The sequence below is a fragment of the Pannonibacter carbonis genome (assembly GCF_003012935.1).
Taxonomy (GTDB): domain Bacteria; phylum Pseudomonadota; class Alphaproteobacteria; order Rhizobiales; family Stappiaceae; genus Pannonibacter; species Pannonibacter carbonis.
Map to the genome: position 1 here is coordinate 130,922 of NZ_PUDR01000002.1, position 20,424 is coordinate 151,345.

Annotated in this window: 20 protein-coding genes; 8 read left to right on the top strand and 12 right to left on the bottom strand. The window is 65.0% G+C overall.

The annotated features are described in order from the left end of the window. Window positions 1–149 precede the first annotated feature (149 nt). Both C8348_RS02825 and C8348_RS02830 read left to right on the top strand, forming a co-directional pair. Complete coding sequence (locus C8348_RS02825; RefSeq protein WP_106751759.1) at window positions 150–1,667, top strand: aldehyde dehydrogenase family protein; 1,518 nt, start codon at window positions 150–152, stop codon at window positions 1,665–1,667. A gap of 7 nt (window positions 1,668–1,674) precedes the next feature. Continuing rightward, on the top strand, window positions 1,675–3,264 hold the full coding sequence (locus C8348_RS02830; protein ID WP_106751760.1) for a GMC family oxidoreductase: 1,590 nt from the start codon (window positions 1,675–1,677) through the stop codon (window positions 3,262–3,264). Window positions 3,265–3,889: 625 nt separating this feature from the next. Here the strand turns inward: C8348_RS02830 and C8348_RS02835 are convergent. From C8348_RS02835 to C8348_RS02855, 5 genes are all read right to left on the bottom strand, one after another. Continuing rightward, a complete protein-coding gene (locus tag C8348_RS02835) occupies window positions 3,890–4,612 on the bottom strand; it encodes an ABC transporter ATP-binding protein (protein ID WP_106751761.1) in 723 nt (240 codons plus the stop codon). Window positions 4,613–4,615: 3 nt separating this feature from the next. After that, entirely contained in the window at window positions 4,616–5,323 is a 708-nt protein-coding gene (locus C8348_RS02840) for an ABC transporter ATP-binding protein (RefSeq protein ID WP_106751762.1), read from the bottom strand. Next, window positions 5,320–6,429, bottom strand: a complete 1,110-nt coding sequence (locus C8348_RS02845) for a branched-chain amino acid ABC transporter permease (RefSeq protein WP_106751763.1) — start codon at window positions 6,427–6,429, stop codon at window positions 5,320–5,322. Before C8348_RS02845 ends, C8348_RS02840 begins: the two co-directional genes overlap by 4 nt. Continuing rightward, the gene (locus C8348_RS02850) at window positions 6,426–7,292 is read right to left on the bottom strand and encodes a branched-chain amino acid ABC transporter permease (RefSeq protein WP_106751764.1); all 867 of its coding nucleotides are present in this window, start codon (window positions 7,290–7,292) and stop codon (window positions 6,426–6,428) included. The genes C8348_RS02845 and C8348_RS02850 overlap by 4 nt, the downstream gene beginning before the upstream one ends. 75 nt (window positions 7,293–7,367) lie before the next feature. Continuing rightward, window positions 7,368–8,618: an ABC transporter substrate-binding protein gene (locus tag C8348_RS02855; RefSeq protein WP_106751765.1), complete on the bottom strand. Its 1,251-nt coding sequence runs from the start codon at window positions 8,616–8,618 to the stop codon at window positions 7,368–7,370. A 291-nt stretch (window positions 8,619–8,909) separates the two neighbouring features. Here C8348_RS02855 and hpaD point away from each other — a divergent pair, with 291 nt between their 5' ends. Further along, entirely contained in the window at window positions 8,910–9,761 is an 852-nt protein-coding gene (gene hpaD / locus C8348_RS02860) for a 3,4-dihydroxyphenylacetate 2,3-dioxygenase (protein WP_106751766.1), read from the top strand. Window positions 9,762–9,771: 10 nt separating this feature from the next. Here hpaD and gntR read toward each other — a convergent pair whose 3' ends face one another. Then, on the bottom strand, window positions 9,772–10,776 hold the full coding sequence (gene gntR / locus C8348_RS02865) for an HTH-type transcriptional regulator GntR (RefSeq protein WP_341871585.1): 1,005 nt from the start codon (window positions 10,774–10,776) through the stop codon (window positions 9,772–9,774). A gap of 134 nt (window positions 10,777–10,910) precedes the next feature. Between gntR and C8348_RS02870 the strand changes: the two genes are divergently transcribed. From C8348_RS02870 to C8348_RS02885, 4 genes are all read left to right on the top strand, one after another. Further along, window positions 10,911–11,468: a gluconokinase gene (locus C8348_RS02870; protein WP_106751768.1), complete on the top strand. Its 558-nt coding sequence runs from the start codon at window positions 10,911–10,913 to the stop codon at window positions 11,466–11,468. A 42-nt stretch (window positions 11,469–11,510) separates the two neighbouring features. After that, window positions 11,511–12,530: a TRAP transporter substrate-binding protein gene (locus tag C8348_RS02875; RefSeq protein WP_198646903.1), complete on the top strand. Its 1,020-nt coding sequence runs from the start codon at window positions 11,511–11,513 to the stop codon at window positions 12,528–12,530. A 63-nt stretch (window positions 12,531–12,593) separates the two neighbouring features. Then, window positions 12,594–13,145 carry a TRAP transporter small permease subunit gene (locus C8348_RS02880; RefSeq protein ID WP_208983508.1) on the top strand — a complete coding sequence of 184 codons (552 nt, stop codon included), beginning with the start codon at window positions 12,594–12,596 and terminating at the stop codon, window positions 13,143–13,145. After that, window positions 13,145–14,461 carry a TRAP transporter large permease gene (locus C8348_RS02885; RefSeq protein ID WP_106751769.1) on the top strand — a complete coding sequence of 439 codons (1,317 nt, stop codon included), beginning with the start codon at window positions 13,145–13,147 and terminating at the stop codon, window positions 14,459–14,461. Before C8348_RS02880 ends, C8348_RS02885 begins: the two co-directional genes overlap by 1 nt. A gap of 80 nt (window positions 14,462–14,541) precedes the next feature. Here C8348_RS02885 and C8348_RS02890 read toward each other — a convergent pair whose 3' ends face one another. The 5 genes from C8348_RS02890 to C8348_RS02910 all read right to left on the bottom strand — a co-directional run bounded on the left by C8348_RS02890 (window position 14,542) and on the right by C8348_RS02910 (window position 18,017). Further along, window positions 14,542–14,931, bottom strand: coding sequence for a nuclear transport factor 2 family protein (locus tag C8348_RS02890; protein WP_106751770.1), 390 nt, complete (start codon window positions 14,929–14,931; stop codon window positions 14,542–14,544). 21 nt (window positions 14,932–14,952) lie between these two features. Beyond that, complete coding sequence (locus C8348_RS02895) at window positions 14,953–15,744, bottom strand: MoaF C-terminal domain-containing protein (protein ID WP_106751771.1); 792 nt, start codon at window positions 15,742–15,744, stop codon at window positions 14,953–14,955. A 120-nt stretch (window positions 15,745–15,864) separates the two neighbouring features. After that, window positions 15,865–16,653 carry an SDR family NAD(P)-dependent oxidoreductase gene (locus C8348_RS02900; RefSeq protein WP_106752027.1) on the bottom strand — a complete coding sequence of 263 codons (789 nt, stop codon included), beginning with the start codon at window positions 16,651–16,653 and terminating at the stop codon, window positions 15,865–15,867. A gap of 165 nt (window positions 16,654–16,818) precedes the next feature. After that, the gene (locus C8348_RS02905; RefSeq protein WP_106751772.1) at window positions 16,819–17,256 is read right to left on the bottom strand and encodes a thiol-disulfide oxidoreductase DCC family protein; all 438 of its coding nucleotides are present in this window, start codon (window positions 17,254–17,256) and stop codon (window positions 16,819–16,821) included. Then, a complete protein-coding gene (locus C8348_RS02910) occupies window positions 17,253–18,017 on the bottom strand; it encodes an SDR family NAD(P)-dependent oxidoreductase (protein WP_244293930.1) in 765 nt (254 codons plus the stop codon). The genes C8348_RS02905 and C8348_RS02910 overlap by 4 nt, the downstream gene beginning before the upstream one ends. A gap of 147 nt (window positions 18,018–18,164) precedes the next feature. Between C8348_RS02910 and C8348_RS02915 the strand changes: the two genes are divergently transcribed. Then, entirely contained in the window at window positions 18,165–18,857 is a 693-nt protein-coding gene (locus C8348_RS02915) for a nitroreductase family protein (RefSeq protein WP_106751773.1), read from the top strand. 310 nt (window positions 18,858–19,167) lie between these two features. Here the strand turns inward: C8348_RS02915 and C8348_RS02920 are convergent, their stop codons facing one another. Continuing rightward, the gene (locus C8348_RS02920) at window positions 19,168–20,382 is read right to left on the bottom strand and encodes an aminotransferase class V-fold PLP-dependent enzyme (RefSeq protein WP_108724193.1); all 1,215 of its coding nucleotides are present in this window, start codon (window positions 20,380–20,382) and stop codon (window positions 19,168–19,170) included. Window positions 20,383–20,424 lie beyond the last annotated feature (42 nt).

The window sequence follows — 20,424 nt, forward strand, 5'->3', positions numbered from 1 at the left end:
CAATGGGGCAAACCCACATTGACCGGCGGGGCAGTGTCCCTTGCCTGCCTGCGCAAGGTGTGGTGGAGCCGGTTTTGACCTCGCAGCCGGGTCGCTAGGGTGAGCCATCAACAGCGCCCGGCCCTGACGTCCGGGCAGGGAGGACACCCATGACCATCCAGACCGCAACGCCGGCTGCCGCCCCGCAGATGAGCGAGGAAGCTGCCCGGTTTCTCAACGGACCGCATCGCGTCTTCATCAAGGGGGCATTCACCGACGAGGGGGCCGGCGAGGCCATTGCCGTGCATGACCCGGCAACCGGGCGGGTGATCGCCGAGGTGCCGGAATACGGCGCCGCCGGTGTCGAGGCGGCGGTCGTTGCCGCGCGTGCCGCACTTGAGGGGCCGTGGTCGCGGATGCGCCCGGCGGACCGGGAGAAGCTGATCCTGGATCTTGCCAATGCCATCGAGGCGGACGGGGCGCTGCTGGCCGAGCTGGAGACGCTGGAAAACGGCAAGTCGGTTGGCATCGCGCGCGGTCTCAGCGTCGGCGGATCGGTGGAGTGGCTGCGCTATTTTGCCGGCTGGGCCACCAAGATCGAGGGATCGAGCTATGACACCTCCATCGCCGTGCCGCCGGGAAGCCATCATTTCTCGGCCACCATCAAGGAGCCGGTGGGCGTGGTGGCAGCGATCGTGCCCTGGAACTTCCCGCTGCTGATGGGCATCTGGAAGATTGCCCCGGCGCTTGCCTGCGGCTGCACCGTGATCCTGAAGCCGGCCGAGGAAACGCCGCTGACGGCGCTGCGGCTGGCCGAGATTGCCGCCCGCGTCGGCCTGCCGGAAGGCGTGCTCAACATCATCACCGGCCGGGGATCGGTGACCGGCGCGGCGCTGACGGCGCATCCCGGGGTGGACAAGATCACCTTCACCGGCTCGACCGAAGTCGGCCAGATGATCGGCCGCAAGGCGCTCGACACCATGACCCGCTTCACGCTGGAGCTGGGCGGCAAGTCGCCGATGATCATCTGCGCCGATGCCGATCAGGGCCAGGAACCGCTGATGGCGGGGCTCGGCATGTTCTTCAACCAGGGTCAGGTCTGCACCTCGGCCTCGCGGCTGCTGATCGAGAAATCGGTCTATGACAGGACGCTGGAAGCACTGGCCGGGGTGGCCGACAGCATGACCATGGGCTCGGGCCTTGATCCGAATGCCCAGATCAATCCGCTGGTATCCGCCCGCCACCGCAACCGGGTGAACGGCTTCATCGAGCGGGCCGAGGCGGCAGGCGCCCGGCGCATCTGCGGCGCGCGGACCTTGCCGGACGGCGGCTATTTCGTGGCCCCGACCATCTTCGACGGCGTGAGCTCTGAGATGGAAATCGTGCAGGAGGAAGTGTTCGGCCCGGTGGTGGCGGCGATGCCCTTCACCGATCTGGACGAGGCGATCCGGCTGGCCAATGACAGCCGCTATGGCCTCGCCGCCTCGATCTGGACGCGCGACCTCAACAAGGCCTTCCACGCCAGCCGCGCCCTGAAGGCCGGAACGGTGTGGGTCAACAGCCACAACACCGTCGACGCCAACGCGCCCTTCGGCGGCTACAAGCAGTCCGGCATTGGCCGCGAGCACGGCCGGGCGGCGCTGGACGCCTATCTGGAATCCAAGACCGTGATCATCCGGTATTCGTGAGACAGCCATGACAGAAACCTTCGACTACGTCGTCATCGGGGCCGGTTCGGCCGGGTCTGCCGTGGCGCACAGGCTGGTCAATGCCGGCAAGACCGTGCTGCTGCTGGAAGCGGGCCCGGCGGACAATTCGATGTTCGTGCATATTCCGGCGACCTTCGTGCGCGTCATCGGCACGGCGCGGACCTGGCTGTACCAGTCCGAGCCTCAGCCGCATGCTGAGGGCCGCGTCATGCATATCCCGCAGGGGCGCACGCTTGGCGGCGGCTCCTCGGTCAACGCAATGATCTACATCCGCGGCCAGCGGCAGGACTATGACACCTGGGCCGCCATGGGCGCGCGCGGCTGGGCCTATGCCGATGTGCTGCCGTACTTCCGGCGGGCGGAGAACAACCAGCGCCTGTCCAATGCCTGGCACGGGGCAGACGGCCCGCAGAGCGTCAATGACCCGCGCCACCGGCATCCGCTGAGCCTTGCCTTCGTCAAGGCGGCGCAGGAGGCTGGCCACGCCTACAATGACGACTTCAACGGCGCGGAACAGGCCGGGACCGGCTTCTACCAGTCGACGACCGGCAACGGCCAGCGCGCCTCGACGGCGGTCGCCTATCTGAAGCCGCTCAGGGGCAACTCGAAGCTGGTGGTGCGCACGGGCTGTGCCGTGTCGCGGCTGATCATCGAGAACGGTGCAGCGACAGGGCTCAGCTACCGCCGCGAGGACGGCAGCGAGCACACCGTGCATGCGCGGGCGGAAGTGGTGCTGTCGGCCGGGGCGCTGGCGACGCCGAAGCTGATGATGCTGTCGGGACTGGGGCCGGCGGCGGAGCTGGAACCGCTCGGCATCCCGGTGCTGCGCGACCTGCCGGGCGTCGGCCGGAACTTCCAGGACCATCTGGAGGTGTCGGTCTATGCCAGGGCGAAGGACCCGATCAGCCTGCTCGGTGCGGACCGGGGGCTGAAGGCGATCCGGCATGGCCTGCAGTATTTCATGACCAGGTCCGGGCTGCTGACCTCGAATGTGGTGGAATGCGGTGGGTTTTTCGACACGAGCGGTTCGGGCCGTCCCGATATCCAGTTCCATGTCATCCCGACGCTGATGGGCGATGTGGGGCGCGAGCCGCTGGCCGGGCACGGCATGTCGCTGAACCCCTGTTTCCTGCGGCCGAAGTCGCGCGGCACGGTGAAGCTGCGCTCGGCCGACCCGAACGAGCCGATCCTGCTCGACCCGAACTTCCTCGCCGAACAGGACGACATGGACACGCTGGTGCGCGGGGTGAAACTGGCCCGCCGCATCCTGCGCCAGCCCTCGCTGCAGAAGCTGATCGAGCGCGAGCTGCTGCCCTCCGAGGCGGAGACGCTGAGCGACGCGCAGATCGAGGACCATGTCCGCCGTTATGCCAAGACGGTCTATCACCCCTCCGGCACCTGCCGCATGGGCGAGGACGACGAGGCGGTGGTCGACAGCCAGCTGCGCGTGCGCGGCATCGGCCGGCTTCGCATCGCCGATGCCTCGGTGATGCCGGCGCTGGTCAGCGGCAACACCAACGCCCCCTCGATCATGATCGGCGAACGCTGCGCCGACTTCCTGCTTGGGCGGGGATAGCGCAGGGTCGCGATGACTGAGAAAAAACGCCGCCACGGGATCGCCGGGGCGGCGTTTGCTTGTTGGTGGACCATGTTCTGTTGTGCCTGCACAGTCATTCCGGACAAGGTGAGCGTGAGCGAACCGCAGATCCGGAATCCAGCGCGTCTGCGCGAGCGTAAGCGAGCTCCAAAGAGCAACGGAGCAACAACCGGGTGTCGGGTCTGGTTTGTCGCGCTGCGCGCGGCTGATGTCTGGATCCCGGCTCACGTCCGGGATAGGTCCCGGCTCGGCGCATCACTGGCGCTCAGCTAGGCCGGGATGACGGTGGCGAGATGAGGACTCCGACAATGCAGAACGCTGAAAGCAGCCGCCTCATTATGACGTCCGAGATGCTGGAGGCGGTCCGCCGCCGAGTGCGGACTTCGATTGAAGATACTCGCCCGTCTCTCAATGCATCCGAAGTGGAGAGGCGGTTGCACGCGCTTCACACGGACACCGTGAAGGCGCATGGCAAGTCCATGTGATCAAAACAGGTCCCGGCTCAAGGCCGGGACAGCGCGGTGAGGGTGGCAACGGCCGGGGCCGTTCCGGTGCGGCAAGACCTCCGAGTCCATAACCTCCAAGGTCATTTTGTCTGTGCCAACTACGCCCCCTTGCCGCCGGCGAGGTAGGCGCTGTGCAGGATGTCGGGGCGGGCGGAGAGGTCGGCGGCGGTGCCGGAGAAGACCAGGTTGCCGCGTTCCATCACCATGGCCTGACGCGAGAGGGCAAGGGCGAGGGTGGTGAACTGCTCGATCAGCAACACGCCCGTGCCCTTGGCGGCAATCTCGGTCAGGGTGCCGGCAAGGCGCTTGACGATGGCCGGGGCAAGGCCCAGCGAAAGTTCGTCGATCAGGAGGAAGCGCGGCTTGGCGATGAGGGCCTGACCCATGGCGACCATCTGTTTCTGGCCGCCGGAGAGCGAGCAGCCGCGCACTTCCAGCCGCTGCACCAGCTCGGGGAAGAGGGCGAGCACCTCCTCGATGGCGCTGGAGAGGGCCGCTGGCGGCAGCATCGATCCGGCCGCGCGCAGGTTGTCGATGACGGTGAGGCTGGTCAGCACCCGGTGGCCTTCGGGCACGATGGCAATGCCGGCGCGGCGGACGCTGTCGGGGGAGCGGCCGTCGATGCGCTCCCCGTCCAGCAGGATGCGGCCGGCGGTGAGCGGCAGGACCCCGGCCATGGCGCCGACGAGGCTGGACTTGCCGGCCCCGTTGGCGCCGACGAGGGCGGTGATTTCGCCGGCCGTGATGGTGAGGTCAATGCCATGCAGCACGCGCTTGCCGCCGCGATGGAGGACGAGGCCGGAGACGTCGATGGTGCTCATGGCTCAGGCAGCTCCGAGATAGGCGCGGTGGACGACGGGATCATCGAGGACGGTGCGGGTGGGGCCGAGGGCGAGGCGCTTGCCGAAATCCAGCACCAGCGTTTCGCCGCAGGTGGCGGAAATCAGGTCGACGTCGTGGTCGATCAGCAGCACCGTGGCGCCGAAGGCCTTGGGAATGCCGAGGATGCACTGGCGCAGGCGCAGCGCTTCGGCCTCGTCGAGACCGGCGCCGGGCTCGTCCATCAGGATGAGACGCGGACCGCCGACCAGGGCGCGGGCGATCTCGACCATGCGCCGCTCATAGAGATTGAGCGCGGCCCCCATCACCTGGGCACGGGGGCCGAGGCCGGTGAAGGCGAGGGCCCGTTCGACATCATCGCCGATGGTTGCGCCCTTGAGGCCGATGTGGTCGGCCAGCGCGAGGACATTGTCCCAGGCAGAGAGGTCATCGGCGACCTGTTCGGTCTGGAACGTGCGGCGCAGCCCGGCCTGGACGCGGCGGGTTGGCGACAGCGGCAGGAGATCGCGGCCGTCCAGCTCGATGGAGCCGGTGACGGGGGTTATGAAGCCCGAGAACACGTTGAGCAGCGTGGTCTTGCCGGCACCGTTGGGGCCGACGAGGCCGATGATCGGCTGGGTCAGTTCTGCCGAGAGGCCGTCCAGCGGGCGCACCGCGCCGAACTGGACCGTGAGATTTTCGATGCGGATCATGGGCGTCTTTCCCCGGTCTCGGCGGCCAGCTTGTCGGAAGCCGGAGCTTCCTGTTGCGCTGGCGATGGGGTGCTTTCGCTGGCGATCAGACCGGTCAGCCATTGGCCAAGGCCTGTAATCTGGCCGGCGATCCCAGTCGGCGCGGTGACAAGGGCGTGCAGAAGCGCGGCGCCGAAGATGACCATGGCGAGATAGCCATCAACGCCGTGGTCAGTCAGCAGGGACGGGACGGCGCGCAGGAGCAGCCCGGCGATGACGGCACCGAACCAGTTGTAGGCCCCACCGACCACGGTGAGGGCGAAGAGATTGAGCGATTCCGCTGCCGAGAAGGCGCGGCCGTCGAGCTGGCCAACGCCGGCTGCCAGTACACCGCCAGCAAGACCGGCCAGGAAGCCGGCCAGCGCGAAGGCCCAGGCCTTGTAGAGCAGCAGGTTGACGCCGGCTGACAGCGCCGTGGTTTCGCCAGCGCGGATCATGGCCCAGGAGCGGCCGGGCTTTGTCCGCCGGTGCAGTTCGATGAGCATCAGGCCGAGGGCCAGCACGCCGACCGCGTAGAGGAAATAGGCCTCGTTGCCGGTGGCGAGCAGGGGGCGCGGCAGCATCAGGCGCTGGCTGGCATCGGCGCGGCCGAAAAAGCCCGAACCGCCGTCCGGAAAGCCGAAGGCATTGATGATGACCTGGAAGCCGCCGGCCAGCATCAGCGTGACCAGAGCGAGATAAAGCCCCTTGAGACGCAGCGCTGGAAGGCCGCAGAGCACGCCGACGAGTGATGCCGCGATGCCGCCCGAGAGCAGCGACAGCTCGAACGGCCAGCCGAAGGCAAAGCCGGTGCGCAGCGTGACCCAGCCGCCGACGCCGATGAGGCTGAACTGGCACAGGGAGACGAGCCCGAGCTGGCCGTAGAGCAGCGCAACGCCGGCAGCAGCGAGGCCAATAGCCGCAGCGGAGGTGAGCGTCGAGATCCAGTAGGCGTTGGCGGCGAGCGAGACGAGCACAGCGCCGGCCATCAGCAGCAGCGGAATGGTGACGAGGGTGCGGTAGCGGCCAAGGCCGGGACGTTCGACGGTCAGATGGGCCGGCTCGCCGGGGAGGGAAGGAGAAGTCATCGGCGGTCCATGGTCAGGAGGCTTGCGCGCATGGTGGCGACGGCCACGAGCGCGATGACAAAGGGGGCGGCTGTGCGATAGGGCGCGATGGCCGGCACGGCGGTGAGGCACGCTTCGGTAACGCCGATGGCGATGCCGGCGATGGCGGTGGCCGGAAGCGAGCGGAGCTGGCCCAGAATGGCGGCCGCAATGGCCGGGACGACCAGGAAGGTCAGCTGCATGCCCTGGAGGCGGACGAGATTGGCCAGCAGCAGCCCGCAGATGCCGGCAAACACGCCGGAAATGCCCCAGGCAAAGGCCTCCAGCCGCACCACGCGGATGCCGAGAATGGCGCTGAGATCGCGGTCATCGGCCAGCGAACGCAGGTAGAGGCCGACACGGGTGCGGGCCAGCAGCAGGCTGATCGCCGCGACCATGGCAAGGGCGAGCGTCAGCGCGATGATCCGCGTCATGTTGAGGCGTGCACCGAAAATCGTGAAGAACGTCTTGTCGGTCGGCAGATTGAGCCGGCGCGGCACCTCGCCCCAGTACCAGCCGATGAAGCCGAGCAGGACGAGGGCAAATCCGAGCGTGCCGACGGAGCGCACGACGGGGTCGCGGAAGGCCAGACGCGGCGCGATGAGACGGCCATAGGCATAGGAACCTGTGGCTGCGACCAGAATGGCAGCAAGCCAGGCCAGTGCGTTGGCATGGCCAAGTTCAATCAGGTTCCAGGCGACGAAAGCGCCAAGGGCACCCAGCGCACCAAAGGCAAAGTTGATGACGCCGGTTGCCCGGTACAGAACCACGAGGCCGACACCCGACAAGGCGTAGACCGCCCCGATGCCGAGACCCGACACGACGAAGGCGAGGAGGATGGACATGCAAAAGCCGACCGCGTTTCAGGATAAAAAAGCGCCCGGGCAAACCGTGGTTCGCCCGGGCAGGGGAGGAGAGGTTCAGCGAAGCGTGGCTTCGAAAGCGCGGATGTCTGTCAGCTCCGGGTCATTGACGGCGGCGCATTCGGAGACGGTCTTCCAGGATCCGTTGTCGGTGATGGCGTTGCGCAGGGTGTTGTTGGCGTTGTGCCGCGACAGCTCGGCGCCGTAGTACCAGGGCGCACACAGGATATCGCTCTCGAACGTCTTCACTTCACTAAGCGCCGTGGCAACGCTGTCACGCTCGATCTTGGCCGGATCCAGCTTCAGCATGGCTTCGGTGGCAAGGCGGGCGGAGAGGTAGCCGGCCTGGGCGAAGGTGTCGCGCGGGACATCCTTGCCGGCATGGGCATCCATGACGGCGCGCCAGTTCATGTTGTCCGGCGTCTCGGCATCCAGCGGCTGGAACTCCATGTTGACGACGAACTTGCCGTTCCAGGCCTCGCCGAGGGCACCGGGGACATCCAGGCTGTAGCCCGAGGCGGCCGAGCCGAACTTGATGGTCTCGTTGAGGCCCTGTTCTTCAGCGGCCACCAGCACCGGCAGCATGACGCCCTTGGGCAGGCTGAGGATGATCGCATCCGGGCTCATGCTGGCGGCCTGCAGCACGACCGAGGTGGCGTCCGATGAACCCGGATCGATGAGGATGGTGGAGGATTCCGCGCCGTTCTCGTTGGCCCAGACGGTGACGCCGTCACAGGCCCAGGCACCGACATTGGGGATGTTCGGGGCGATACAGACGAACTTCTTGGCGCCCGAGGTCTTGTTGATGTGCTCGGCAACCGCCAGCGTCGACAGCCGCGGACCCGCGTTCAGCGGGGCATAGGTCCAGGCCGTGAAGCACTCACGCGGCACGCCGACGCCGGCGATGGCGATGACGCCCTTCTCGGCATAGCTGTTGGCGTTGGCGGCGCATTCGACGAAGCTGGAGTTGCCGACCATGGCAACGACCTTCTCGTCATCGACCAGCTTGGCGGCAAGCTGCGCGGCGATTTCCGGGCTCCACTGGTCGTCGCCGATGATGTAGTTCACCGGACGGCCATTGATGCCGCCATTGGCGTTGACGCAGTCGAAATAGGCCTTGGCCGCCTGGGCCGAGGCGCTGAAGTCGTCCGGACCGGTCTTGGAGACGATGGAGCCGATGTTGATCGGCGTGCCGGTGGCCGCCTGGCCGTTGGCAAGGCCGCATTTGGGGGCATCAGCGGCCGACGCAACGCCAGCGGAAAGAGCGAACACGGCAGTTGCCGCGCCAGCCAGGATCAGATGTTTCATGATGGTTTCCTCCCAGTATGAGGACGCAGGCAACCTGTCACTGTCCAGCCTGTTTGCCGGGCAGTGAGGCAACCGGTTTTCCGGGGCTCTCCGGGGTCGCGTCCTGTTGCCCTGATCCTAGCCGAGCCTGCGATTCCGGCCATCCCATGCCCTTGATCGGCCACGCACTCGGGCTTGACCGAGGGCGGCAAGGCGCAGAAATCCGGGCTTTGTGTTGATCCACATCAAGGCAGGTTCATTATTTAACATGTTTATTAAATCCATTGCCGCACCAACCGGGAGGATCCGCACATGGGCAAGATTTCACTCGCCGCCAAGGTCACACACGTTCCGTCGATGTTCCTGTCGGAGTTGCCGGGGCAGCATCATGGCTGCCGTCAGTCCGCCATCGACGGGCTGATCGAGATTCGCCGCCGCTGCGAGGCAGACGGGGTGGACACGCTGGTGGTTTTCGACACGCACTGGCTGGTGAACAGCGGGTTCCACATCAACGCGTCTGCCCGCTACCAGGGCATCTACACCTCGAACGAGTTCCCGCAGTTCATCCAGAACCTCACCTATGACTATGAGGGCGCGCCGGAGCTGGGCGATGCGGTGGCGCAGATCGCAAGGGGCAAGGGCGTGCGCATCGAGGCGCATCACGTCGATACGCTGGAATTGGAATACGGCACGCTGGTGCCGCTCAAATACATCAACCCGGACCACCGGATGAAGGTGCTGTCGATCGCGGCCTGGTGTCCGTGGCACGAACTGGAGGACAGCCGCCGGATCGGCGAGGCCGTGCGCGAGGCCATCGCGGCAAGCGGCTGCAACGCCGCCGTGCTTGCCTCCGGCTCGCTGTCGCACCGCATCCACGACAACAACGAGGCCCAGGCCGGGATCCACACGATCTCGAACGAGTTCTATCGGCAGGTCGACAAGCGGGTGCTGGACCTGTGGACGCAAGGGCGGTTCGAGGAGTTCACCGCGATGCTGCCGGAATATGCCCGTGCCTGCCACGGCGAAGGGCTGATGCATGACACGGCGATGCTGATGGGTCTGCTTGGCTGGGACAAGTACACCGGCAAGGCCGAGATCCTGACCGACTACTTCACCTCATCGGGCACTGGCCAGGTGAATGCCGTGTTCCCGCTGGCGGCATGAGGAACTGGGGTCAGGCCTGGCGCGCGGTGCTGCCGCGCGCCATGACCTGATAGCCAAGGTCCACGGTTTCCACTGGATTGTCCGGGTTCCGCAGGGCGGCGATGAGCATATCCATCGCCGTCTTGCCCATTTCCTGCCGGAAGGTGCGGACACTGGAAATGGAGGGATTGGCGGCCGCCATCATTTCTAAGTCGTTGAAGCCGCAGATCCCCATGGCCTGCGGCACGTCGATACCCCGGCGCTGGCATTCGAACAGGGCACCGAGTGCAAGGTCGTCATTGTTGCACAGAACCGCGTCCGTTTCCGGGGCGCGGGCAAGGAGGTCTGCCATCAGGAGGCCGCCCAGCGTCACGCTGGACGGCTTTGGCGTGGTGACAATGCGCTCGTCACTGAGACAGCCGGCCCGACGCGTCACATCACGGAACCCTTCGAGACGGCGCTGGGTCCGCGGATCAAGCCGCGCTGCGAGAAATCCGGGGCGGACATAGCCGGCCTCGATGAGGTGCCGCGTCGCGGCCCGGGCGGCGTCCAGATGCGAAAAGCCGACCATCATGTCGAGCGGATCCGGACCGGTCTCCATGATCTGGACCATCCGGCAGGACGCGCGCTTGAGCAGCGCCAGAGTTTCGCTGGACTGGTCGATGCCAGAGAGGATGAGGCCGGCTGGGCGCTGCGACAGGAAGGTCCGGACGAGGCGTTCTTCTTCCAGCGGCGAATACCGGGAATTGCCGAGCTGGATCTGCCACTCGGTTCCCTCGGCCGCCTTGTAGACCCCTGACAATACATCCGAAAAGACGTTGTTGGTGACGGACGGCACGATGAAGCCGATGACGTTCGTGCGCCCCGTTGCCAGGGCGCTGGCTGCAGGGTCAGGCACATAGCCGAGCTTGTCGATGGCTGCCCGGACCTTCTCCCGCGCCTTGGCCGACACCTTGTCCGGTTCCCGCAGGACGCGGGACACAGTCATAGCGCTAACACCAGCTTCTTTAGCGACGTCACTGATTTTGATCTGCAAAAAAATGTTGCTTTCTCAAATGGTTGAGCGGGTAGCCCGATTTTGCGTGAAGTGTAGCAGGAAAAATGCATTTGACAAATGTTAGCGCTAACATATGTTGAATTGAACAGGATGGCAGGCCAGCGGCGAGAAAGATGACGAGAGCGACAGTTCAGGTGGTCGTCGTGATGGGGGTTTGTGGTGCCGGCAAGAGCCGGGTCGCCGCCGACCTGGCACAGGCGCTGGGCGGTGTGTTCGTCGAGGCCGACAGTTTCCATTCCGAGGCCAGCAAGCAGCGGATGCATCGCGGCGAGGCCTTGACCGATGCGGACCGGCTGCCGTGGCTGCGGCGGGTGGCGCAGGCGGCGCAGGACGCGCGTTCAACCGGGCGCGGGCCGGTCGTGGTGGCCTGTTCGGCCTTGAAACGCAGCTACCGGGATCTGTTGCGCGGGGAACTGGGTGATGTGCTGTTCGTGCATCTGATCGGCACGTTGGCCCTGCTCCGGGAGCGCCTCGAACAGCGCCAGGGCCACTTCGTTGGCGAGGCGCTGCTCGACAGCCAGCTGGCGACACTCGAGCCGCTGGAACGGGACGAGGCGGGGATGACCGTCGATGTTTCAAACCCGGTCCGGACAATCGTCCAGGCCGTGATGGATGTGCTGCCGGGGGGAGATCCGGCGGCAACGCATGGCGCAGCCGGTCAGGTGCTCTGACGCGGAGGCGCAACTGGAATTGCAATCAAACGGGAGGATACCATGTTGAAGTTCGCAAGCAGTCTGGCCGCCAGCGCAATCGTGGCGGCATCCTTGATCTCGTCGGCTGGAGCGGCTGACTTCAGCTTCAAGTTCCAGTCGTCCGATCCGGCCGGCAATCCGAATTTCGTGCTGCAGCAGGGATGGGCGGAGAGCGTCAAGCAGAAGACCAATGGCCGCGTCGATATCGAGCTGCTGCCGGTGGAATCGCTGGTGGCGCACAATGAAACCCAGGACGCGGTCTCGGCTGGCATTCTCGACGGTCATGTGACCGACACGTCCTATTTCTCCGGCAAGGATCCGGCCTTCGGCCTGATCGCCAACCCGGTCGGTGCCTGGTCCGATCCGGCGCAGATGTTCGACTTCATGGCGAATGGCGGTGGCAAGGAGCTGATGAACGAGATCCTTGAACCCTACGGCCTGCATTTCATCGGAGCGACCACGCCCGGTCTGGAGGCGTTTGTGGCCCGGGTGCCTATCCGGGGCGTTGCTGACCTGAAGGGTGTCAAGGTGCGGGCGCCAGAAGGACTTGTTCAGCAGGTGTTTGCCGCAGCTGGTGCTGCCCCGGTCAACCTGCCGGGCTCGGAAGTGTTCACCAGCCTCGACAAGCGCGTGATCGACGCGGCTGACTACACCGTGTTCTCCACCAACCAGGCCCAGGGCCTCAATGACATCGCCACGTTCCCGGTCTATCCGGGCTTCCACTCCATGCCGCTCGTCGAGATTTCGATGAACAAGCAGTCCTGGGATGCCCTGCCGGACGATCTGAAGGTTGCACTTGAGGAGAGCGTCGCGGAGTTCGCGACGGCGCAGGTCGCGGCCCTGGCCGAAAAGGATCTGGCAGCGGTGAAGGCTGCGCAGGATGGCGGCAAGATCACGGTGATCGACTGGGCCGCCGAGGAGCGCGCCAAGTTCCGGGTGATCGCGATGGGCGAATGGGCCAAGGTTGCCGAACGGTCCGAGAACGCCCGGAAGGTCTATGACACGCTGACCACTTATCTCAAGGAAAAGGGCCTGATGTAATCAGGCACCAAGGGACTGATCAGGGACCGGCGGCCTGCCGGTCCCTTGTCGGGAGGGCGCGTTTTGACTGAAACGGCAGACAATCATACTGAATCCCGGGACCATGTCGCGATCCCGCAGGCAGGACGTCTTGGACGGCTCATCGACAAGGGTGCGATTGTCTTCGCGGCCGGTATCGTCCTCGCCATGCTCATTCTGATCAACGAGGTGTTTTTGCGCTATGTGCTGAACGCTCCGACGATCTGGGCGCATGAGACGACGATCTTCCTCTGCGGAATTGCCTTTCTCTATGGGGGCCTGCTCTGCACCGCGCGCGACCGGCATATCCGGGTGGTCCTGATCTATGACTTTGTTCCCAAGGGCCTGCGCCGCTATCTGGATGTGGTGATCTCGCTGATCTGCGCTGCCGCCAGCCTCATGTTCGCATGGGCGGCCTGGTTGATGGTGGCCAGGGCCGCGTTCAGGCCGGATGGAACCATCCGGCTGGAGCGCTCGGGCAGCGCCTGGGACCCTGCCTTTCCGGGTCTGCTGAAGATCTTCCTTCTTGTCATCATGTCGGTCATGGCGCTGCAGTTCGCCATCCTCGCCGTGAACTACCTGCGGGGCCGCCGCTGATGGACTTCTTCGGCTCATTCCAATCTCTCGGCATCGAGACCGGCACGCTGGTCATGTTCATCGCCCTGATCGGGCTGCTGATCACCGGCATGCCGCTGGCTTTCGTGACGCTGCTTGTCGCGCTGATCTTCGCACTCGGATGGTTCGGCCCGATGGCCGTGCCGCTGATCACCAGCCGCGTCTACTCCTTCGTATCCTCCTTTGTCTTTGTCTCCGTGCCGATGTTCGTGCTGATGGCGGCGATCCTGGACCGGTCCGGCATTGCCCGCGACCTGTTCGACGCCATGCGCCTGCTCGGGGGGCGGATCCGGGGCGGCATCGCTGTCCAGACCATTTTCGTCGCCGTGATCCTTGCGGCGATGAGCGGGATCATTGGCGGAGAGGTGGTGCTGCTCGGACTTGTGGCACTGCCTCAGATGCTGCGTCTGGGCTATGACAAGCATCTCGCCATCGGTGTGGTTTGCGCCGGCGGTGCGCTGGGGACCATGATCCCGCCGTCGATCGTGCTGATCATCTACGGACTGGCTGCCAATGTATCCGTGGGCGAACTGTTTACGGCCTCGTTCTTCCCCGGGCTGATGCTGGCGGCTTTCTACGTTGGCTATGTCCTGATCCGAGCCTATCTCAACCCGAGCATCGCGCCGATCCCCGATGAGACGCCCGTTCCGCTGGCGGAAAAAATGCGTCTGCTCAAGGGCTTGTTCTTGCCGCTGCTGGTCGTGGTCTTCGTTCTGGGCTCCATCTATGGCGGCATCGCAAGTGTCACTGAGGCCTCGGCCGTCGGTGTGCTCGGCGTGCTGATCTCGACTGTGCTGCGCGGTGAGTTCAGCTTCGGCCTGTTGAAGGGGGCTGCCATGCAGACGCTTCAGACGGTCGGCATGATTGTCTGGATCGGAATTGGCGCCAGCGCGCTGATCGGCGTGTTCAACATGATGGGCGGCATCAAGTTCGTGTCCGGTCTCCTTGCGGGTGCGTCCGATGATCCGCTGGTGATCCTGCTGCTGATGATGCTGATCCTGTTCGTGCTGGGCATGTTCCTGGACTGGGTGGGCATTGCGCTGCTGACCCTGCCGATCTTCGTGCCGATCATCATCCAGCTTGGCTATGATCCGGTGTGGTTCGGCGTGCTGTTCTGCATGAACATGCAGGTGTCGTTCCTGTCACCGCCGTTCGGACCGGCAGCCTTTTACCTGAAAAGTGTCGCGCCACCGGACATCACGCTGGCGACGATCTTCCGCTCCCTGCTTCCCTTTATCGGATTGCAGATCCTGGCGGTGTCGATGCTGATTATCTTTCCGGGCATCACTGGCCGTTGACGGCAAGGCAGTTGCAGGAGGCCACGCAAAAAGGCCGGAGCGGTGGGACGCTCCGGCCTTTTCGCATCGCCTGACTGCACTCAGTTCATGCACTCGGCGACGCGAAGCGTGTCGGTGAACTGCTCGAAGCGGACGACCTTGCCGTTTTCCACGTCCCAGACATGGGTGACGCGGGCATGGAACGGCTTGCCGGTTGCCTTGCAGGTGCCGGTGTAGTCGCCGATGCCCACGACCGAGGAACCGGCGTCGAGCAGGCGCTCAAGGCGGAAGGTGTAGCCGTCGAACTCGGCACCGAGCCGCATGAAGACCTCGCGGATGATCGCCTCGCGGCCCACATGGGTGCCACGGCAGGGGAAGCCATCCATTTCGGTCCAGGCGGCATCAGGGGCAAGATCGGCCACCATGCCCTCAAGATCGCCGCGGTCTGAGGCGGCGTAGTGGTCCTTGATGATCTGATAGGGTGTGCGCATGGGTCTTTCTCGTGGGTTCGCTCAGACCGGGGCTTCGCCCGGGCGGTAGAGGGTCATGGAGGCCTTGGAGATGTGTGCGCCGGCCTTGTTGTTGGCGAGCTTGCCGTCGCCGGTGATGCCGAGGAACTTGCCGGTCGAGCGCAGGGTCTCGAAATTGTAGAAGAACACCGAGGCGACCGGGATCTTGAACTCGCGGAAAGTGAAGACGTACTGGTCTTCGGCGAACTTGAAGGTGGTGGTCAGGTCGACGTCACCATGGCCGCGCTGCACGCCCTTCAGGCACTGCCAGCAATAGCGCTGCGACGACAGGTAGGTGTGCTCGTAGACGTGGTTGGGGCTGTAGGTGAAATGGGCGCGCAGGCCGATGAGGTCACGCGTCTCGGCCGGCACGAGGCCGGTGGCCGGCTGGCCGTCGTCGATGACGCCGACACGGAAGATCTGGGAGACCTGCGGCTCGCCGACGGTTTCCTCCGGCTTGCGCACGATGCAGCGCACCGACAGGACGCGGCGGGTGACGAGGTTGAGGATCAGTGTCTCGGCTTCGGTCGGCAGGGCAGCGAAGGCGATGTCGATGAAGTAGGTGTTCTCGGCCACTTCCACCACATCGGCGGCCTCGGCACCAGCCAGACTGCCCTCGCGCCAGGCGAGCGTGTCACCGTCGGTGAAGGCGAGATCAAGCCGGCGACCATCGTCAAAGGCGACGGCGAAGGACTTGCCCTTGAGGGCCTGGCTGGCAGGCAGGCGGTTTGTGTCGATGCCGAAGGCGAACTGGTCGTAGGTCTTCCAGTCCTTCGGGGTCTGCTGTGCGGTCATTCTATCCTCCCGTAAGATAAGAGTGTGTTTTGTGAAAGAAGAGAAGTTGTGTGTGTTCTGTCTCTTTGTTTTCACGCAATTCCGGACGCAAAACCGGTTCCCACTTTTGCTGGAATTGCTTTAACTGACAAAGGCCAGCGTCGGCAGATCCACCGTGGACGCCCCGCCGTCCACGGTGACGATTGCGCCATTGACCATCGATGCTTCGGGGCTGGCGAGGAAACAGACCACGTTGGAGACTTCCTCCGGCGTGGCAGGACGGTTGATCGGCACGTCGCGGGTGACGAGGGCATAGGCCTCGGCCGGTCCACTGAGGCCGTCGCGGTCAATGAGGACCTGCATTTGCTCGTCGGCCATGGCGGTGCTGACCCAGCCCGGGCAGACGGTGTTGGTGCGCACGCCCTTGCGGCCATAGTCGCGCGCCAGCGACTTGGCGAGGCCGATGCAGCCATGCTTCATCGTGACGTAACCGATGGCGTCGGGGCCTGAGAACAGCCCGGCGATGGACGAGACAACGACAATCGCCCCCTTGGCCTCGATGAGGGCCGGCAGGCAGGCGCGGGCGCTCACAAATGCGGTGTCGAGGTTGGAGCGGGTGGCCAGCGCCCAGGTCTCGTCGCTCATGGAGACGGTGGGGCCAACGCCATGACCACCGGCATTGGCGATGAGCAGGTCGAGGCTGCCGTGGGCTTCGAGCGTGGCGGCTACGGCCTTGACCATGGCGGCGCCATCGGCGGCGTCAGCGGCGATCACGAGCGCGCCGGTTTCCTCCGCCACTGCCATCAGCGGCTCCTTGCGGCGGCCGACGAGAACGACCTTGCCGCCCTCCGATGAAATGCGGCGCGCGACGGCGGCGCCGATGCCGGTTCCGCCACCGGTGATGAGGGCGGTCTTGCCTGAAAAACGCATCTGAAGAAATCCTCCCGATTGGATGACGGCAAGCATCGGGGAGGGCGCGGATCCTGTCTCGCCCACCGGGGAACCGGCGATTGACTGGCGATGAACAGGTTGCGAAACCGGGATCACCCGGTTTCTATAGTTGAAATCATGGCAGGAATGCCCTGCTGGCGGATATCAGACTGCTGGCGGCGATACGGCCGAGGCACCGGGTTTTTCGCCGCAGGCGCAGGCATCGCCCCCGGCGGCTAGGCTGCGACGGTAGCGGGCAAGCAATCGGGCACGGAGCGGCAGGAACAGCCGGTAGGCCAGTTCGCCAAGGGTGGTGACCGGCGGCAGGGACGCCAGCCGGCCAAGAAGGGCGAAGCCGGGCAGCGCGCGCCAGAGTGCGGCAAAGCCTGCTGCGCCGGACACCAGCGTGCCATCGGGACGGCGGACATGGAACCGGGCGAGTGCGGCGGCCCGGTCAAGATCCGGCGGCATCTCGGGCGTCGCAGCTACATCGACCCAGGCGATGGCATCCGCGCCCCGGCACCGCTGGTAACAGCCGATTTCGCGCGAGCACAGCGGGCAGGCGCCGTCGAAATAGACCGTGAGAGCGGGCCCTGTGCTCACCAGACGATCTCCTTGCCTTCGGCATCATGGAAACTGCCGGTGTGATGGCCACTCAGGGCATCGACGACGGCGAGCAGCCTTGCTGCGGCCTCTTCCGCTGGATGTACGTTAAGGCCCGCCTTGGCGAAAGGATCCGACAGGCGGCTGGCGACGGTGCCGGGATGCAGCACGACGCAGGCGGCGTCAGGACGCTTGCGGGCCAGTTCAATCGCCGCCGAATGTACAAGCTGGTTCAAGGCGGCCTTGGCGGCGCGGTAGCTGTACCAGCCGCCGAGATGATTGTCGCCGATGCTGCCGACCCGGGCGGACAGGGTGGCGAAGACCGATTTTCCATCACCGGCCAGCAGTGGCAGCAGATGCTTCATCAAGAGGGCCGGACCGATGGCATTGATCGCGAAGGACCGGGCCATCGCGGCAGGGTCGAGCGAGCGCCAGGATTTTTCCGGCTGGATGTCCCCGTCATGCAGCATGCCGGTGGCGTCAAACACCAGGCGCAAGGGCAAGCCGACCGCCGAAACTCGTGCAGCGGCACTCGCGATGGACCCTTCGTCGGTGAGATCTAGGAAACCTTCGTCCGCATTGCTGCGGGCGAAGCGCAAGACGTTGGCAAAGCGGCCGCTGGCCTCGGCCTGGCGCGCGACTTCAGATCCGATGGCGCCGCTGGCTCCGATGATGACCGCAAGGCCACCGTCCGGGAACGAGGTGAGCTGAGGACTGGAGCGGGTGAGGTCGAGGGGCATGGTCGGGTCCGGGCTGGTCATGCTCGTCTTACGCAGGCGAGCCCGTGCCGGTTCAGACCCCTTCCAAGTGCTGCCCTGCAACTTCGGGACACGAAGGGGATTGATTATCACTGTGAACTGGTGCAGCCATTGGTTACCGGCGCAACAGACACCTTTGGGGAGGAAATCATGTTCGCAAAAGCAAAGATCAAGTTCGAGGCGCTCGACCTGCCGGATCGGGTCAGCATGCCGGATGAGGCAATGGAAAGCGCGGCGCGCGGCTTCTACGAGCACGTGAAGAAACGGCATACGGTGCGTGACTTCTCGGACCGGCCCGTGCCGCGCAAGGTGATCGAGGACTGCATTCGCGCCGCCGGCACCGCGCCGTCGGGGGCCAACCACCAGCCCTGGCATTTCGTGGCCATTGCCAATCCGGAGTTCAAGCACCAGATCCGGCTTGCCGCCGAGGAGGAGGAGAAGGCCTTCTACGCCGGTGGCGCGGGGGATGAGTGGCTGCAGGCGCTGGAGCCGATCGGCACCAATGCGGACAAGCCGCATCTGGACATCGCGCCCTGGCTGATCGTGGTGTTTGCACAGCGGTGGGGCCAGTTCGACGATGGCACGCGCTTCAAGAACTACTACGTGCCGGAAAGCGTCGGCATTGCCTGCGGCTTCCTGCTGACCGCGCTGCACACGGCGGGGCTGGTGGCGCTGACACACACGCCGAACCCGATGAAATTCCTGAACGGATTGCTGGGCCGGCCGGAGTCCGAAAAGCCGATCATGATCATTGCGGTTGGGCACCCGGCTGAGGATGCCAAGGTGCCGGCGGTGGCCAAGCTGAAGAAGCCGCTGGAGGAAATCCTGACCGTGGCGGAGTAGGCGGGTCGGAGCAAGCCTTTGGTTTGCGCCTCTCACTCGTCTCGTCATGCCATGGCTCGACCATGGCATCCATGCCGTGACACTTCCGCGCTGGAAGGCATGAAGATGGATATTCTGGCTTCGTGATCCATGCCGGAGGTGAGTCAACGGCATGGATGCCATGATCAAGTCATGGCATGACGGCAGGGGTAACGGAGGCAGCCTCGGGTGCAGGCGGGCCCCCAATCGATGAGATGACCGAGGGCCGTGCTGCGAGAAAGCCCGAATGACCGTTCAGAAGTTACGCGGCAATGCGGGTGCGAGGCCCGGATCAGAACAGATCCGGGTTGAGATAGGTCGCGATGCCGCCGTTGCGGTGGGCTGTGACGTCGGGCTCCGGCAGCTCGCCGGCACGGGCTCGGGTCAGGACTTTCACCAGGCTTTCGGCCACGATCTCGGCATCGCCGTCATGGAGATTGCAGGGATCAAGCTGGATCCAGCCGAGTTCGACTTCGTGGTCACGCAGGATCACCGGAATGTCGAGCGAGGCCATTGCCTTGACGATCGCCAGTGCGCTCGCGCCGAGGGTCTTGGCGGAAATGTCCAGGCGCAGACGGTCGAGCGGGTTACCGGTCGGATCCGGATTGCGGCGTGCGGTCACACCCGGGAATGGTGCGACGGCACTTTGCCAGAGATCAAGGGCAGCCTGTTCGCGGGCGAGTATGCCCTCGTGATCCCGGGTCTTCCAGGCATTGAGCGCGGCCATGACGCCCCAGATGCTTTCCTTGCCAACCTTCATGCCGCGGCCAATGCCGATGTTCTGGAGGTAGGCAGCCCGAACAAGATCGCGGCGCCCGGCAACGATGCCGGACGTCGGACCACCGAGGAACTTGTGACCGGAATAGATGCCAATGTCCGCGCCCGCCTTGAGGAAGGCACCGAGATCGTATTCGGACGCGCCGTCGACGATGACAGGAACACCATGGGAATGCGCAATGGCTACAAAACGGTCCAGCGGGATCTGGCCGTATTCGACGACATGATGGGAGACGACATACAGTGCCGCAACGACATCTCCGCCGGCGAGCGCGTGTTCGAGCTGGTGATCCAGCGCCTGGGTCGACTGGCCGACCGGAACCGGAACGGCGCCGGTGAGGCGGATCGACTGGTCAACGGCGGCGCCGTAGTGGCACATGTGGCCAAGCTGGATGGCGACCTTGTTCTTCATGCCGGTGGCATCGGGCAGCTGTTCGGCCCGGCCGGGGTTCAGTCCGGTCATGGTGCCGGCAATCGTCAGGGCAATGCCGGCAGCCGCAGAGGCGGTGATGAAACCGGCTTCGGCGCCGGTCATCTCGGCAATCAGCTGGCTGGCCTCGCGCTGCAGCTTGTGCATGGGGACGAAGCGGGGAGCGATCTCCTGCATCGCCGCGATGGCTTCCGGCACCATGATCGAAGCCCCGAGGCTGGTCATGGTACCATTTACATTTATCACCCGGGGTAGAACCGAGAGGTCGAGACCCGAGCCGGAGTTGCGCCTGTCATTCATTTCGAGCATGATCCCGCTATCGTGGAATAGATTACGTTGTAA

Coding starts and splice junctions, on each gene's coding strand:
- C8348_RS02835 (WP_106751761.1), bottom strand. CDS start 4,612: ATGAGCACCATCGACGTCTCCGGCCTCGTCCTCCATCGCGGCGGCAAG.
- C8348_RS02920 (WP_108724193.1), bottom strand. CDS start 20,382: ATGAATGACAGGCGCAACTCCGGCTCGGGTCTCGACCTCTCGGTTCTA.
- C8348_RS02875 (WP_198646903.1), top strand. CDS start 11,511: ATGTTGAAGTTCGCAAGCAGTCTGGCCGCCAGCGCAATCGTGGCGGCA.
- C8348_RS02825 (WP_106751759.1), top strand. CDS start 150: ATGACCATCCAGACCGCAACGCCGGCTGCCGCCCCGCAGATGAGCGAG.
- C8348_RS02895 (WP_106751771.1), bottom strand. CDS start 15,744: ATGACCGCACAGCAGACCCCGAAGGACTGGAAGACCTACGACCAGTTC.
- hpaD (WP_106751766.1), top strand. CDS start 8,910: ATGGGCAAGATTTCACTCGCCGCCAAGGTCACACACGTTCCGTCGATG.
- C8348_RS02870 (WP_106751768.1), top strand. CDS start 10,911: ATGACGAGAGCGACAGTTCAGGTGGTCGTCGTGATGGGGGTTTGTGGT.
- C8348_RS02900 (WP_106752027.1), bottom strand. CDS start 16,653: ATGCGTTTTTCAGGCAAGACCGCCCTCATCACCGGTGGCGGAACCGGC.
- C8348_RS02910 (WP_244293930.1), bottom strand. CDS start 18,017: ATGACCAGCCCGGACCCGACCATGCCCCTCGACCTCACCCGCTCCAGT.
- C8348_RS02855 (WP_106751765.1), bottom strand. CDS start 8,618: ATGAAACATCTGATCCTGGCTGGCGCGGCAACTGCCGTGTTCGCTCTT.
- C8348_RS02885 (WP_106751769.1), top strand. CDS start 13,145: ATGGACTTCTTCGGCTCATTCCAATCTCTCGGCATCGAGACCGGCACG.
- C8348_RS02840 (WP_106751762.1), bottom strand. CDS start 5,323: ATGATCCGCATCGAAAATCTCACGGTCCAGTTCGGCGCGGTGCGCCCG.
- C8348_RS02850 (WP_106751764.1), bottom strand. CDS start 7,292: ATGTCCATCCTCCTCGCCTTCGTCGTGTCGGGTCTCGGCATCGGGGCG.
- C8348_RS02890 (WP_106751770.1), bottom strand. CDS start 14,931: ATGCGCACACCCTATCAGATCATCAAGGACCACTACGCCGCCTCAGAC.
- C8348_RS02845 (WP_106751763.1), bottom strand. CDS start 6,429: ATGACTTCTCCTTCCCTCCCCGGCGAGCCGGCCCATCTGACCGTCGAA.
- C8348_RS02830 (WP_106751760.1), top strand. CDS start 1,675: ATGACAGAAACCTTCGACTACGTCGTCATCGGGGCCGGTTCGGCCGGG.
- C8348_RS02915 (WP_106751773.1), top strand. CDS start 18,165: ATGTTCGCAAAAGCAAAGATCAAGTTCGAGGCGCTCGACCTGCCGGAT.